This is a genomic window from Nostoc sp. CCY 9925, assembly GCF_963920935.1.
Classification (GTDB): Bacteria; Cyanobacteriota; Cyanobacteriia; order Cyanobacteriales; family Nostocaceae; genus Nostoc.
The window spans coordinates 34,145-48,723 of the sequence record NZ_CAWUDO010000012.1 but is presented as its reverse complement, the minus strand read 5'-3'; the positions used below and the strand labels follow the sequence as shown (position 1 = coordinate 48,723).

At 40.1% G+C, this 14,579-nt stretch carries 13 protein-coding genes; 8 read left to right on the top strand and 5 right to left on the bottom strand.

What is annotated here, in order from left to right:
* Positions 1-290: 290 nt before the first annotated feature.
* The 7 genes from ACM0OY_RS08985 to ACM0OY_RS08955 all read left to right on the top strand — a co-directional run bounded on the left by ACM0OY_RS08985 (position 291) and on the right by ACM0OY_RS08955 (position 7,881).
* Positions 291-794 carry a hypothetical protein gene (locus tag ACM0OY_RS08985; RefSeq protein ID WP_414568522.1) on the top strand — a complete coding sequence of 168 codons (504 nt, stop codon included), beginning with the start codon at positions 291-293 and terminating at the stop codon, positions 792-794.
* Between the two features lie 5 nt (positions 795-799).
* Positions 800-1,084 carry a hypothetical protein gene (locus ACM0OY_RS08980; protein ID WP_414568521.1) on the top strand — a complete coding sequence of 95 codons (285 nt, stop codon included), beginning with the start codon at positions 800-802 and terminating at the stop codon, positions 1,082-1,084.
* 134 nt (positions 1,085-1,218) lie between these two features.
* Positions 1,219-1,767 (top strand): (2Fe-2S)-binding protein, encoded by a 549-nt coding sequence (locus ACM0OY_RS08975; protein WP_414568520.1) that lies wholly within the window; start codon positions 1,219-1,221, stop codon positions 1,765-1,767.
* The gene (locus ACM0OY_RS08970) at positions 1,754-2,728 is read left to right on the top strand and encodes an FAD binding domain-containing protein (RefSeq protein WP_414568519.1); all 975 of its coding nucleotides are present in this window, start codon (positions 1,754-1,756) and stop codon (positions 2,726-2,728) included. The genes ACM0OY_RS08975 and ACM0OY_RS08970 overlap by 14 nt, the downstream gene beginning before the upstream one ends.
* 772 nt (positions 2,729-3,500) lie before the next feature.
* A complete protein-coding gene (locus tag ACM0OY_RS08965) occupies positions 3,501-4,451 on the top strand; it encodes a hypothetical protein (protein ID WP_414568518.1) in 951 nt (316 codons plus the stop codon).
* A 552-nt stretch (positions 4,452-5,003) separates the two neighbouring features.
* Positions 5,004-7,193 (top strand): xanthine dehydrogenase family protein molybdopterin-binding subunit, encoded by a 2,190-nt coding sequence (locus tag ACM0OY_RS08960; RefSeq protein ID WP_414568517.1) that lies wholly within the window; start codon positions 5,004-5,006, stop codon positions 7,191-7,193.
* Positions 7,194-7,656: 463 nt separating this feature from the next.
* A complete protein-coding gene (locus tag ACM0OY_RS08955) occupies positions 7,657-7,881 on the top strand; it encodes a hypothetical protein (protein WP_414568516.1) in 225 nt (74 codons plus the stop codon).
* A gap of 438 nt (positions 7,882-8,319) precedes the next feature.
* Here the strand turns inward: ACM0OY_RS08955 and ACM0OY_RS08950 are convergent, their stop codons facing one another.
* From ACM0OY_RS08950 to ssuD, 5 genes are all read right to left on the bottom strand, one after another.
* On the bottom strand, positions 8,320-9,675 hold the full coding sequence (locus ACM0OY_RS08950) for a (Fe-S)-binding protein (RefSeq protein WP_414568515.1): 1,356 nt from the start codon (positions 9,673-9,675) through the stop codon (positions 8,320-8,322).
* A gap of 52 nt (positions 9,676-9,727) precedes the next feature.
* Complete coding sequence (locus tag ACM0OY_RS08945; RefSeq protein ID WP_414568514.1) at positions 9,728-11,041, bottom strand: FAD-binding oxidoreductase; 1,314 nt, start codon at positions 11,039-11,041, stop codon at positions 9,728-9,730.
* A 148-nt stretch (positions 11,042-11,189) separates the two neighbouring features.
* Positions 11,190-11,345 (bottom strand): hypothetical protein, encoded by a 156-nt coding sequence (locus ACM0OY_RS08940; protein ID WP_414568513.1) that lies wholly within the window; start codon positions 11,343-11,345, stop codon positions 11,190-11,192.
* A gap of 324 nt (positions 11,346-11,669) precedes the next feature.
* A complete protein-coding gene (gene ssuE, locus ACM0OY_RS08935; RefSeq protein WP_414568512.1) occupies positions 11,670-12,236 on the bottom strand; it encodes an NADPH-dependent FMN reductase in 567 nt (188 codons plus the stop codon).
* 101 nt (positions 12,237-12,337) lie between these two features.
* Positions 12,338-13,495 (bottom strand): FMNH2-dependent alkanesulfonate monooxygenase, encoded by a 1,158-nt coding sequence (ssuD, locus tag ACM0OY_RS08930; RefSeq protein ID WP_414568511.1) that lies wholly within the window; start codon positions 13,493-13,495, stop codon positions 12,338-12,340.
* Positions 13,496-13,905: 410 nt separating this feature from the next.
* Here ssuD and ACM0OY_RS08925 point away from each other — a divergent pair, with 410 nt between their 5' ends.
* Complete coding sequence (locus ACM0OY_RS08925) at positions 13,906-14,439, top strand: MgtC/SapB family protein (RefSeq protein WP_414568510.1); 534 nt, start codon at positions 13,906-13,908, stop codon at positions 14,437-14,439.
* The last annotated feature ends 140 nt before the right edge of the window (positions 14,440-14,579 follow it).

Below are 14,579 nucleotides of genomic sequence, written 5' to 3'. Positions count from 1 at the left end.
TACAGCCGTTATTCTGACTCCTAAATACTTTTTTAGTCAATCTTCCAGAAGAATCAACTCTGAATTGGCGTTCTAATCAGTTATCATCTGTCCTGCGGTTGCTAGTGGTAACAAAAATTGGACACACATAGGATTTTTGTCAATCTGACAAACTCAAATGCAATATCCTTACCTCGATTTTGGCAGTAAATTTCGCAAAATCGACCTTCATTGTTCAAAAAACCTAATATCAGGTACAAAGCTTGCTGTATTATTTTTGTATTCAAAAATGATTCCGAACAGGAGTTTGTATGAAATTTAAATCAGCTTCCATATTTATTGGTTTAAGCTTTGTGAGTTTTTCAGTCACTTCATTGCCGCGTGTTATAAATCCACCAGAAGTCCTTGCCCAAGAAGTTAGTCCTTCATGCCCTCTGCCAGCTGATATTGCTATTACCTTTCTCAATTCAGAGTGTAAGGAAGTTAAACTAGAGCAACCCCAAACTTTTTATCGCTACTATAGTAGCAGTAACAACAAATACGGCAGATATTTAACAGCTGATAAATATAACACGAATGTAGAAGTAATCAAGAATCTAGCTCTCAATCAAGAATGGGGTAATCAAGCCACTCAAATACTAACAGTAACTTTGCCAGCAGGAACCCTAACTTATCAAGGCATTGTCGGCCCTCAAACTCCTAAAGAATGCTATCCAGGTGGTGGTCAACAAACATTTATTAAAGATTCAAAAGATGCGAATATCAAATGGTCTGACGCAGGAAATATCGTTGTAGAAAAGTTTAGCTGCCCGTAAAATTTATGGAAACCAACACACAAGAATTTATCAAGCTAATCGATCGAGCTTCTGAAATTAGCGAACAGATGATCAAAGACAAGCAATCTGAGTCTTACCCACGTTTAAATAACGTCATTAATGCCTTACAATCTATTAAAAGTAAGGCACTCAATGGTCAACTCGAACCATCAGGAGGAGTCTCAACTCTTGGTCTAGCTCGTGAAGTGGCGGATTGGATTGAACCGTTAGATTCGCCATTATTAAAAGCTGTAGGTGGCATAGAGGAATATTATCAAAAACACCTCTAAATTGACTATTTAGCCTATTTTCTGGAACATTACCGTTAACAAAACAGTGCTGAGTACTGAGTAATAATTCTCGTTTGCGACTCAGCACTGTTTTGCTGAAAGTAATTATGTAATTATTAGCATCGGCACGAAATATGGAAGAAAATTCCTTAGCTGCAATCACTTCAAACTCTTTTACCAAAGAATTTAAAATATTGAGTTCAGAGGAAGTAGAATTATCGCTAAATGTCAATAATTTGTCCTACCCACTCAAGTTAGAACCTCGCGTAACTTTACTCGATGCACTACGGGAAAAACTGGGTTTAATGGGTACAAAAAAAGCTTGCGATCGCGGTGAATGTGGTGCATGTACTGTATTAGTTAATAATCGGCGAATTAACTCTTGTATGACATTGGCAGTAATGCACATCGGCGCTGCAATTACTACTATAGAGGGATTGGCAGAAGATGACAAACTCCACCCTCTACAAACAGCTTTTATTACCCATGATGCTTTTCAATGTGGATACTGCACATCAGGGCAAATTATCTCTGCCGTAGGGATGATATTAGAAGAAATGCCAAAATCTGAAGCAGAAATTCGAGAGAAGATGAGTGGAAACCTTTGCCGTTGTGGTGCATATCCGAATATTATTGCAGCGATTCAGGATGTCCTAGAGGAAATGAAAGATGCAACCATTTAGTTATGCTAAAGTTTTTTCCCAAGCAGCAGCGATCGCCACAATTAAACAAGACAAAAATGCGGAATTTATTGCTGGTGGTACTGATTTATTGGGATTGATGAAAGATGGGGTACAAGTAGCGAATACATTAATTGATATTAATAGTTTACCACTAGGAAATATTGAATTTCAAATTCATGGAATTCGCATTGGTGCAATCTGTAGATTGAGTGATGTAGCTTTTCACCCCCAAATTCAAGAGTGTTATCCGGTGATTACCCAAGCTTTGCTACAAAGTGCTTCACCGCAATTGCGAAATGTGGCAACTGTCGGCGGTAATTTACTGCAAAGAGTTCGTTGTGGATATTTCCGTGACCCAGTTTTTCCTTGTAATAAACGCACTCCAGGTAGAGGTTGTGCGGCAATTACAGGCTACAATCGGATGCACGCTATTTTTGGGGCTAGCGAACATTGTATCGCCGTTCATCCTTCAGATTTAGCTGTAGCTTTGACGGTATTAGATGCAGTTATTTGTATTCAAAGCGCGGAAAAAATACGGCGAATTTCAATTCATGATTTTTATCTTTTGCCAGGTGAAACACCACAAACAGAAACTTTATTACAGCCTGGAGAGTTAATTGTTGCTATTGAAATTCCAGATTTTGCATATAAATCTCATTATTTAAAAGTTAGAGATCGGGCTAGTTATGAATTTGCTCTTGTTTCCGTAGCTATTGCTTTACAAATAGAACAAAATATTATCAAATCAGCACGCATCGCTTTTGGAGGAGTGGCACCTAAACCTTGGCGTGTATGGGAAGTTGAGGAATTTCTTAAAGAAAAAGTAATCAATACAGCTACATTCACAGCCGCAGGCGAACTTGCAATTAAAGAAGCCAAACCGCAAACACACAATGAATTCAAAATTGAATTAGTCAAACGCGTTTTAATTCGTGGGCTTTCAACTTCTTGTGCGGGTTGAGTAACACTACTGCTTAAGTTTTTCAAGTCTGGAGTTCAGTTACAGTGTTTTTCAGGTAAATGAAGTACACGGATAGGGGTAATAATATTGTCGCCCTACGATGATCTCTACTTCACCAAGCTGCAATCTGCTGTATGTGGTTCTGATGACCACTTTATTGTATCCCGTTAAAGACTTCTGATTAAGACCGTAGACGGTCAAAGGAGAGGGATTTTCGGGCTTTGTGCATAGATTCGGGAATTATAACTAATTAGCCCGACTTGATATCAAAGAGCAATTATAATTGTAAGTGTGATATTAGTCACAATTGTAATGTGACCAAGATCACTAATTGGCTATGATTTAGGTTGTAATATTTGTCTCATCGATTGTAAAGCAAAAAACTAGCTGATAAAGTGGTACTACTGTTAAAAATTTGTTATCCCTCAATTAGCCGATCGAGAACTTAAGAGGATATTTCAGTAGTGATGAGTATTCGCTGTCAAGCCCTGAATTGTCTTTGTAAGTAAATTTGAGGACTTAATTATAGACATGTTTTTTGAGTGCCGAAGTCTTCAGGTATGAGCTAATTGCTGCGCGAAAATACATAAGCTTTTTTTACAGCAGCAAAAACTTTGAGTTCGAGTTACCTCGCTTTCTAATTAATTGGTTTTACATTAGATAGAAGTATTATTTAAGTAACTATTAAGTTGATGAAAGTAAAACTTTAGTATTAACTTGAAAAATAATTTACAACTATTTACTAGATATTTACTCGTAATATTTTTTTATAATGCTAAAAAAAATCAAAGAGAAATTTCCCTTGCCATATAATATTTGTTATGAAAATTATATAGGTTTAACTAAAAACCCTCGTTGGTTGTTAATGCGTAAAGTTTCTAGATTCCGTATTGGAAGATTGACCAGAGATTTTTTTAATCGTAAAAATAAATATGTTTATCAAAAAAATGTAAATAACAACTCTAGTTTATTTCCAGATATTGATGTCGATGTAGTAGTTAATAGTCTGAATAAAAATGCCTTTTATTTGGGTATTAATCTTCCAAAAGAAATAGTCAAAGAAATAACTAATTTTGCTCATTCTCATGCTTGCTATGGTTATTATAAACCAAATTTAGGCTTCTTTTATCATCAGAAAGAATCGGCAGAAAAGCATTATCGTCAAATATTTAAATTAGCTGGCTATTTTAATACAGCTTTACTCTGCCCTGCTATTAAAAGGCTGCAAAACGATCCTAAACTATTGACAATAGCTGCTCAGCATTTAGAGTGTAAACCTGTACATTTATCTAATCAATTATGGTGGACTTTTGCAGGAGATACAACAAATTTTGAAAAGATGAAAACATTTCAAATGTTTCACTACGATATCGATGATTATCGATTTTTAAAATTTTTCTTTTATTTAACAGATGTTGATGCGTCAGGTGGACCTCACGTTTGTGTTAGAGGCAGCCACAAGCAGAAAAAACTTTCACATTTATTATTACCTAAATGTGAAACTGATGAAGAGATTATTAGCTATTATCAACCAAAATCATTAGTGACTATTTATGGCAAAGCAGGGTTTGGCTTTGCTGAAGATCCGTTTTGTTTTCACAAAGGTACTACTCCAATTACTCAAGACCGCCTGATGTTACAAGTGGAGTTTGGCACAATTGATTACAATATGCAGCATGATATAAGAAACCCATTAATTTTGCAAACTATGATTAATTCTTAACTATAATTTTTTATACAAATTCTATATACTAATCCGCTTTAAGTTTTTAACTTATCTATTTAAGCAGGAAGTGGGAGTAGGGACTAAGGAATCACGCTTTTCAAGTTCAGGGCGAGTTTTTGAGGTAATCAAATATAGGACTAATATTTGATTACGTGAAAAAAGCCAGTACAGGTTGACCTGTCTTTTTACTATTGCCTATTGCCTGTTCCCTGCCTCTACGAGTAATTTCAAAAATCAAATACTAGTCCTATAGTAGTCCTATGTATGAGGCTATATAAAACTTCAGCCTGATTTTAATGCTTCGCTTAGAGGTTAGGAGTTTATCAGCACCACCGTATTAAGCTAGCTTAATTTTTATTGAACGTACCGCAAAGAAAGACAATTCTAGTCTGGTTGCGAGTAAAAGAGTGACTATTCAGTGCAAGTTTACAGAGAATTGGTATAACAAATTTTTGTATACTGATGGGTTTAAATTTCAAAGTTTAATTTGCCACAATTTTATGTAAACCTCTACCAAATTTAATTTTTCAGCAAAGGGAAAGCAATGATATGAGTAAAATTATTGGTAAATCGGTAGATCGCGTTGATGGTAGATTGAAAGTAACGGGAGAAGCAGCATATACAGCTGACGCCCCCATAGAGAATTTAACTTATGGCGTAATTTTTCAAAGTACGATCGCTAATGGCAAAATTATTGAAATAGATACATCCACCGCCAAAGCTGTTGCTGGTGTCATAGATATCATTACTTATGAGCAAACACCATCGTTAATTAAAATACCCTTCTTTTCTCGCCAAGAAACTCAGCCAACCCAGAAAGACGATAACATCTACTACAATGGTCAACACCTGGGAATTGTAGTTGCTCAAACTTTAGAACAAGCCCAAACCGCCGCTGCTTTAGTCAAAATTGTCTACGAAGCAGTACCGCCAACAATGACATTGGCACAGGCAGAGATATTTGAGCCGGAAACAATATTTTTTGGCATCATGCCAGGTAAAATTACCAGAGGAGATATAGAATCAGGGAAAGCACAAGCAGATATTCTCGTGCAGCAAGTTTATACCACACCGATGGAACATCATAATCCCCTAGAACCTTCTGCAACTATAGCGATGTGGGAGGGGGATAATTTGATATTATATGAAACCACCCAAGGCATTTCTGCAACCCAACGAGGCATCGCATCTGTTCTGAATATTCCCCAGGAAAATGTCCGCGTCATCTCCAAATATTTAGGTGGAGGATTTGGTTGTAAAGCACTGCTCAGGTCTCATACTATTCTCGCAGCGATCGCTGCCAAACGAGTTAACCGACCAGTGAAAGTTGCTTTAGAGCGATCGCAAATGTATACTAGTTGCGGCTACCGTTCCGAAACTCAACAACATCTAACGTTAGGCGCAACCAAAGAAGGTAAACTAACAGTCATTACTCACACCGGCACATCCTTAACATCTCAATTCGATGACTTTGTGGAACCCGTTGGTGCGCCAACAACGATGATGTACGCTTGTGAAAATTTGGAAGTGAAATATCGTTTGGGACGCATCAATGCCGGCACACCAACCTTTATGCGCGGGCCGGGAGAAGCACCAGGAATGTTTGCCCTAGAGTCAGGAATTGATGAACTAGCATCTGCCTTAAATATTGACCCTATTGAATTCAGACTGAGAAATCATGCAGATATCGATCCCCATACAGGATTACCTTGGTCGAGTAAATCCCTAAAACAATGTTATCAAAAAGGGGCAGAGATTTTTGGCTGGTCACAACGCAACCCAGTTAAGCGTTCCATGCGAGAAGGTGATTTTTTGATTGGTTGGGGAATGGCGAGTGCGACATTTCCCAGCAACTCTGGTTCAGCATCGGTGAAAGTCGAAATTTTTGCCACTGGAGAAGTCAAAGTCCAAACTGGAACTCAAGACATCGGTACAGGCACTTATACAGTCATGAGTCAGGTAGCTGCTGAGGCATTAGGCTTGCCAGTGCAGTTTCAACTAGGTGATAGCAATTACCCTAAAGCACCTGTTACAGGCAATTCAATTACAGTCGGCAGTGTTTCTCCGGCGGTGCATAAAGCAGCGATCGCCGCACGGGATAGAATAATTGAAATGGCGATCGTAGATCCAAATTCCCCTCTGTATCGATCTCAAGTAGAAGATATTACAGTTGACTCAGGGCAAATATTTTTAAAACAAAACCCATCTCAGCGAGACAGCTACACCGAGATTCTGCGCCGTCAGGGATTAGAAAGTTTAGAAGTCACAGAACAAACCTCACCCAACCCAGAGAGTAAAAAATACGCCAAACATTCTTTTGGCGCCATCTTTGTAGAAGTCGCCGTTGATGAACTTTTGGGAGAAATCAAAATCAGACGTTGCGTAGGCGTTTATAGTGTAGGGCGAATTCTCAACTTGAAGACAGCACGCAGTCAAGTTGTTGGTGGCATTACTTGGGGAATTGGCATGGCATTGATGGAAAAAACCGTAATGGATGCTAATCAAGGCAGAATAGTTAGTGCCAATCTTTCAGACTACTTAATTCCCGTTCATGCAGATATACCAAATATGGAAGTGCAATTTATTGAAGAAGAAGATGCTTATGTGAATGCACTAGGAACTAAAAGCCTGGGAGAACTTCCCATTGTTGGCGTAGCGGCTGCCATATCGAATGCAGTTTATCATGCTACAGGGAAACGGATTCGTGACCTGCCAATTACACCAGATAAGTTGTTGTAAATGAAGTACCCTAACTATAGCGTCAGCTTAGTTAGGGCTTGTGAATTCACAAGTGAATACCTCAAAACAGGCCTACGCCTGATGAGACTGCGCTCATCCTGATTACTCAATCTGGGAATGTCCGCGTTCTGCTCGATTTCTTATTTCTTATTTCTTACCTTTGCGTCCTACCCTGCGGGAAGCCGCTCCGCGTCTATGCGTCCTTGGCGGTTCGTTTCCTTATCTATATTTTTCACGATTCATTTAGAACTGCTATAGAACTCGAAGGGTAGCAAATAAGATTGTTTTTATAAAAACTTGGGTATCTTTACTGTGAATTTAGAGTTAATAAAATACAGAGTAAATGAGTGTTAATAAATAATGTGGTTTTAACTACGTTATTGAGTCGAATTAGTAAGATAAACTTGCCTAATGGATGTCATCAAAGTACTGAGTTTTATTTAGTAACAAAAAAGGATAACCAATGAGCAAAGAAGTAGCCAAAGTAATCATATGGGAAGAAAATCAAAAAGATTTTGTTAAAAAGTTCTATGATTTACAATTTGTTCCCAGAATAGGAGAGGAAGTTTACCTAAAAAAGGAGAAATGGAAAGTAACTAGAGTTGAACATGATTTAGAAGTAAATGAGGTTAATATCTACATAGAATTAATCAAAAAAGCAAAGCAGGATAAATCATCTAATTCATAAATAAAATTGACAAGATACGCGATAAATAGCCGTCTCTACGAAAGTTCGATTATTGTAGAGACGGCGATTTATCGCGTCTTTGCGATATAGAATTTTCACCAAAAAACCTTAAGCGAACCGTATTTACATAGCTGTGCTACCCTACGGTAAATCTATATTTACAGCAGATTTCAAGGCTGACAATTCAGATCATGTGGAAAACCTAACCCCCCAGCCCCCTTCCCTACAAGGGAATGGGGAGAATTCCAAACCTCTCTCCTTTTAGGAGAGAGGTTTGGAAGTGAGGTTTTCCAGATACCGTGAAAAGTCACATTTGAAGGAAAGTCAGGTATATAACTATTCGTTTGTTACCTAGTTATAAAGAGCGTGTTTTATTCCTGAATTCTGAATTCTGTTAGCGCAGCGGGGCGTAGCCCATTCTGAATTCTGCTGTATTTTTCAAACTTCCAACTTCACACCCCGAATTGAATAATCTAACAACTCCATCGGGTGAATAACTGAAATCTTCTTACCCTGCAACTGCAAATGCTTAGTAATTTGCAAAGTACACCCCGGATTAGCAGAAGCAATTAACTCTGCACCAGTATTCAATAAATTCTGTACTTTTTGCTGACCCAATTCTTCAGAAACTTCTGGTTGCAACATATTATAAACCCCAGCACTGCCACAACACAAAGCTGCATCTATTGGTTCTCTCAACTTCACCCCTGGAATTTGCCGCAATAACTGACGCGGTTGGACACTAATTTTTTGTCCGTGCAATAAATGACAAGCATCTTGATAAACTAAATTCAAAGTTTTATCAGTCAATGGTGATAGTTTCGCTGTTAGCCCAACAGTTGCCAAAAATTCTTGAGCATCTCTTACCTTAGCTGCAAAATCCTTCGCTTTTTCCCGATATTGTGGGTCATCTTCTAATATATGACCGTATTCTTTTAAAGTATGACCGCAACCAGCAGCATTGATAATTACAAAATCTACATCAGTTTTGGCAAAACTATCAATCATTTGCCTTGCTAAAGCCTTCGCCTGTTCTGTTTGTCCTTGGTGTTCGGGAAGCGCCGCACAACAACCTTGAGATTTGGGAATTACAACTTCGCAACCATTCGCCGTTAAAACTCGCACTGTTGCTTCATTGACTGGAGAGAAAAACAACCGTTGCACACATCCCAAAATCACCCCAACGCGGTAACGTTTTTCACCTTTAGCGGGAATCACACTAGGCAAATTATCTTGAAAAGATTTGAGAGTAATTTCTGGCAGAATAGATTCCATTGCTGCTAAACGGGGAGATATTTTATTCAGTAAACCCGTAGCGCGAACTAACTTACTAAAACCCAACTTTTGATAAACCAACAACGGAACTAATAAAACTCGTAAAAGATTGGGATAAGGAAACAGAGAAAATATCAATTGTCGAATTAATTTATCTGGTAAACTCCGGGGATAATTGCGTTCAACTTGGTGGCGAGTTGCAGAAATTAACTTGTCATACTGCACACCAGAAGGACAAGTACTCACACAAGCAAGACATCCCAAACAAGAATCAAAATGTTCTACTGTTGCCGTATTCAGAGCAATCTCACCCTCATTAATTGCATCCATTAAATAGATACGCCCTCTAGGAGAATCCATCTCCTTACCCAACACCCGATAACTCGGACAAGTCGAGAGACAAAATCCACAATGCACACAACTATCAATCAACTTCGGCTCAGGTGGATGACTCTCATCAAACCCTTTCAAATTTTTTAAACTAGCCGTCTTATTAACAGAATTTTCTGATACTTGCATAATAATAAATCCTTTTCCCCTCTTCCTTTGCGTCCTTGGCGGTTCGTTCAACCTAAATCCCACCCACAAACCGACTAGGACTTAAAATGTTCTTACTATCAAACTGTTCTTTAATCCGGCGCATCAACTCTAAACTATTCCCTGTATAGCCCCAAACATTTACTTGTTCTTTAACCGCCACTGGTGCTGCCAGAATTGTTAAAAAACCACTATGAGCTTGAGTGCGATCGCGCATTTGCAAAACCTGATTTTTATCCTCTAATTGTAACAAACCCAAACCACTACTGATATGAATTAAACCAAACTCAACCTCAGATAAAATTTCCACCGCAGCAGTAGGTAATACTCCTATTTTGCAGGTAATTACAGATTGTTCAATAGGAGAATGTATTCGTTCTTGCAATCTTTTCCATAGATTAGCTTCATGGCCATCTATATAAATTGCCCCATGTAAACCCAATTTTTGCCCTAGTTCCAAAACTCGGTTTGACTGTTCTTTAACACTCTCACTAATACTTTGAAAACGAGCAATTAATCCCAGTCCTTTACCCAAACCTAAGCCGGATACCAATTTAGTTGATAGCAAATCAGCCTGGATTGGTGTTAAAGCCGAACCCCGCAAAGTATTAGCCGCTTGCGATACAGCCTCAGCTTCACCAGTTAGCACCACCGTTGTTGATGCTTCTTGTAGCGGATACAGTCGAAAAGTTACTTGACTAATAACTCCTAATGTGCCGTAAGATCCAGTAAACAACTTCATCAAATCATATCCGGCAACATTTTTGACTACTCTTCCCCCAGCTTTAGCAATTTGTCCATCAGCACGCACAAAAGTAATACCTAGCAATTGGTCGCGCACGCTACCATAGCGTTGTCGGAGAGAACCTGTATCACCGGTGGCGACAATACCGCCAATTGTTGCCAATTCTGGCACTGCGGGGTCAAGGGCGAGAAATTGCCGCGAGTTTGCCAAAAGTGCTTGCAGATCCGAGAATTTCATCCCAGCTTCTACAGTCACAGTCAAATCACCTACGGCGTGTTCAATCAGTTGGTTGATGCGTTCTGTGCTGAGTACAATATCAATGCCCTTAGCTAAACCACCCCAAGAAAGTTTACTGCCACTACCACAGGGCAGGACGCGCCAGTTGTTTTTATAAGCTGTGGCCAGGACTGCGGCTAACTGTTCTTGGGTGCGGGGATAGACAATACAACTGGGAAGGTTTCCAGAAGCTATAGCCTCTTGAATACGTTTTTGCTGATTTAGTTCGACATTTTGCCAAAGGCAAACAGCATTTTCTTCGCCGACGATAGATGTAAGAGCAGAAGCGCACACGTCTTGCGGCTTGTCGTTAGACATCGCTTTCATTGAGTTTATTTTTTTACGCCCTACATCTAATTTACTGGCTAACCTGACCAAAAAAGCGCATTGCCATTAATATGACGTGAGTTCATAGATTCCAAAGAACCCCTATCAAAACCTCTCCCTGCTTCAGGGCTACAGTGTACACACAACTCTATCGCACCCATAGGAGTAGTTTGACAAATTCAGCTGCTAGTTCGTTAGCGATCGCGATCGCTTCAGCATCGCTAGTAATCACATGCGCTTTCTGCTCATACCAATTCTCTATGAAAATGCGCCATATATGAGAAACGAACCGCAAAGAACGCATAGACGCGGAGCGGCTTCCCGCAGGGTACGGCGCAAAGAAAGAAACAAATAAGAAGTTCAAAAAATTTGGCGCAGCCTCACAAAGAAATGGTATCAGAAGAAATTACTGCTGTCATATAATACCTACCTTTTTATTTTTCCAAAGACGCGATGAATTGCGTCTCTATGCAATTACCAACTCTTCAGTCCGACTACTTGTGAGTGCCTTTATTTAATTTTGAATTTTGAATTGATTCATGTTGTTATTTTTAAGTTTTTGAGAAAGGTAGCAGATGGGTATGAATTACCCCACTGCTACGAAAAACGGAGGTATAAACTTGTTTATTTAATTGGCATGAACCAATTCTTGAGGTGCTGCGGCATCGTATTCTACTGCTTTCACAAATTCTTTGAGAACGTCTTTGAGCCTTTGGTCAATTTCTTCATCTAACACGACGCTATTATCAGGTTGTCGTTGAACTTGTTTATCCACTGCATAAACAGTAGCTAAAATATGCCGCGCTCCTAATTCAGATAACACAGGTTTGAGAGCATATTCTATTGCTAATAAATGAGCGATCGTCCCACCAAGGGCAATTGGTAATACAGGTTTACCTGTTAATGATTTTTGCGGTAATAAATCGAGAAAAGTTTTTAGTACTCCTGTGTAAGCAGCTTTGTAGATTGGGGTGGCAATAATCACACCATTTGCGTTTGCTAATAAAGCTTTTGGTTCTTCTAAGGCAGGGCTGTCATATTTTCCAAAAACTAAATCTTCAGCAGGTAAATCCCTAGCTGAAATAATATCTACATGCAAACCTTCTTGTTGTAAAAGCTTAGCAGTGTATTCAACAACACCGTAAGTTCTAGAAGGATGGGTTGGACTACCTGCGATCGCCAAAACGTTTGCCATTTCATTAAACTCCTAATGAACGTATTAATGGGCATGGGACATTTGGCCAGGAAAACTCTTTCCCAATCGCCAGTCCCCAGTCCCCAATACCCTAAACTTTACTAGGATATGGATGTAGCTTTCTGTTTATGCTGCTGAGGAAAATCTTCATTTGCCACAATCTCGCCAAATGGACTCAAGACATGTTGCTTCTCTACTGCGGGTAGATTCGCTAAGGGCAAATGAGGAAATAAAAGTTCTGCAACTCGATAAGCTTCTTCTAGGTGGGGATAGCCAGAAAGAATAAAGGACTCAATACCCAAATCCGCGTATTCCAATATCCTGGCGGCTACAGTTTGCGGATCGCCGACTAAGGCCGTTCCTGCACCACCCCGTACCAAACCAACTCCTGCCCACAGGTTGGGACTAATTTCTAATGCCTCTCGACTACCGTGGTGTAGTTGAGTCATCCGCCGTTGCCCTTCTGAGTCCATCCTTGCATAAGCTTTTTGGGCTTTTGCGATCGCTTCGTCATCTACATATTTAATCAATTGATTCGCCGCATCCCAAGCTTCACTCTCAGTTTCCCGCACAATTACATGTAGGCGAATACCAAACCGCAATGTCCGGCCTTCTGCTTGTGCAAGTCTTTTGACTGATGCAATCTTCTTTGCTACTTGCGCCGGTGGTTCGCCCCAAGTTAAATAAACATCCACATGTTTGGCAGCAATTTTCTGGGCAATGGGAGAAGAACCACCAAACCACAAGGGTGGATAGGGCTTTTGCACTGGTGGAAACAGCAGTTTCCCATCTTGAATGTTGAGATAATCGCCCTGAAGATTGACTTGTTCACCGCTAGCGATCGCTCGCCACACTGTCAAAAATTCATCTGTTAATTCATAACGCTGATCGTGACCCAAATGCAAGCCATCTCCCGCTAACTCTACGGGATCGCCCCCTGTGACTACGTTAATCAGCAAGCGTCCACCAGAAAGGCGATCGAACGTCGCCGCCATCCGTGCTGCTACCCCAGGTGACACCAAGCCGGGGCGAATTGCCACCAAAAAACGCATCTGCCGCGTCAGTGATACCAACGTTGACGCTACAATCCAAGCATCTTCGCAAGAACGACCCGTCGGCAACAAAGCCCCTGTGTAGCCAAGGTCATCCACCGCTTGAGCAATCTGCCGCAGATAAGCAAAGCTAACTGCCCTTCCGCCTGTAGCAGTTGCAAGATACCGTCCGTCTCCGTGGGTTGGGATGAACCATAGTAGCTGCATGAATTCTATCCTTTTAAACTACGGTAATTTGATGTAAATACCGTACTTTACTTACAGTTTTAGAGTATTACATATTCGACTTCGCTAAGCAAGAAGTTTTTAATAAACATGGCATGGGCATGGGGAAAAGGCAGGGGGCGGGGGGCAAGGGGGAGAATGAAAAATGACTTTTTTCCCCTCTGCCCGCTGCTCCCTATCTCCCCACTTGCCTCTACCTCTAGGTGGAATCGATGAATCACAGGTTTGTGTATATTAGTTTACTTATTGCTAACCTTTTGTTAAATTATTCTTAATGTACGCCAGATCTATTGATTTACTGTAGTTAAGTTTTTATCTCTAAACGTAGGTAGCCATCGAGTCAACTAGCAATAGGCGTCGAATTCTGTTCTGTCTCTGGGAGAAATAAGACAATGGGGCCGATGTTTATTACTGCCGATGATTGGCCACATATAGCGTTGAGACTGTCTTTGGCGCTGCTGGTTGGTTGCATGATTGGATTTAACCGTCAGCAAGGAGGTAGACCAGCAGGGATGAGGACTTTTATGCTGGTGAGTATGGGAGCAGCACTATTCGTGATGATTCCTTTGCAAGCTGAGGGCGATAGTCCTTATGCTGCTACCAATGCACTGAGTCGGACAATACAAGGTGTAGCTACGGGAGTAGGATTTCTGGGAGCTGGGTTAATTTTACAAGAGTCTCCCAGAAAATCTGCGACGCCAAAAGTACGCGGGTTAACCACAGCAGCTTGTGTCTGGACAGCGGCCGGATTGGGGGCTGCCATCGGCTGCGGTCTGTGGCAAATGGGATTATTAGGAGGGTTACTGACTCTGGTTACTCTGAGTGGTGTGAAGCGGCTCAATCGCTCATTTATGTTTCTGACAGGTCAGGATAAACATGACAGTAATCAGGATTTAAGAAATTCTGATGATGAAAATGATGATTAATAGTTGATAATTATGTTTCATATCAAACCGCGATGTAACATTAAAGACTTGACTATGAAACAAATTCATGTTTACTGTGCAAAGAAAGTCAACTAGATCGGATTTCCGTCCAGTATTTTATTGAAAAATAATTTGTTGTT

Coding starts and splice junctions, on each gene's coding strand:
- ACM0OY_RS08985 (WP_414568522.1), top strand. CDS start 291: ATGAAATTTAAATCAGCTTCCATATTTATTGGTTTAAGCTTTGTGAGT.
- ACM0OY_RS08980 (WP_414568521.1), top strand. CDS start 800: ATGGAAACCAACACACAAGAATTTATCAAGCTAATCGATCGAGCTTCT.
- ACM0OY_RS08975 (WP_414568520.1), top strand. CDS start 1,219: ATGGAAGAAAATTCCTTAGCTGCAATCACTTCAAACTCTTTTACCAAA.
- ACM0OY_RS08970 (WP_414568519.1), top strand. CDS start 1,754: ATGCAACCATTTAGTTATGCTAAAGTTTTTTCCCAAGCAGCAGCGATC.
- ACM0OY_RS08965 (WP_414568518.1), top strand. CDS start 3,501: ATGCTAAAAAAAATCAAAGAGAAATTTCCCTTGCCATATAATATTTGT.
- ACM0OY_RS08960 (WP_414568517.1), top strand. CDS start 5,004: ATGAGTAAAATTATTGGTAAATCGGTAGATCGCGTTGATGGTAGATTG.
- ACM0OY_RS08955 (WP_414568516.1), top strand. CDS start 7,657: ATGAGCAAAGAAGTAGCCAAAGTAATCATATGGGAAGAAAATCAAAAA.
- ACM0OY_RS08950 (WP_414568515.1), bottom strand. CDS start 9,675: ATGCAAGTATCAGAAAATTCTGTTAATAAGACGGCTAGTTTAAAAAAT.
- ACM0OY_RS08945 (WP_414568514.1), bottom strand. CDS start 11,041: ATGAAAGCGATGTCTAACGACAAGCCGCAAGACGTGTGCGCTTCTGCT.
- ACM0OY_RS08940 (WP_414568513.1), bottom strand. CDS start 11,345: ATGCGTTCTTTGCGGTTCGTTTCTCATATATGGCGCATTTTCATAGAG.
- ssuE (WP_414568512.1), bottom strand. CDS start 12,236: ATGGCAAACGTTTTGGCGATCGCAGGTAGTCCAACCCATCCTTCTAGA.
- ssuD (WP_414568511.1), bottom strand. CDS start 13,495: ATGCAGCTACTATGGTTCATCCCAACCCACGGAGACGGACGGTATCTT.
- ACM0OY_RS08925 (WP_414568510.1), top strand. CDS start 13,906: ATGGGGCCGATGTTTATTACTGCCGATGATTGGCCACATATAGCGTTG.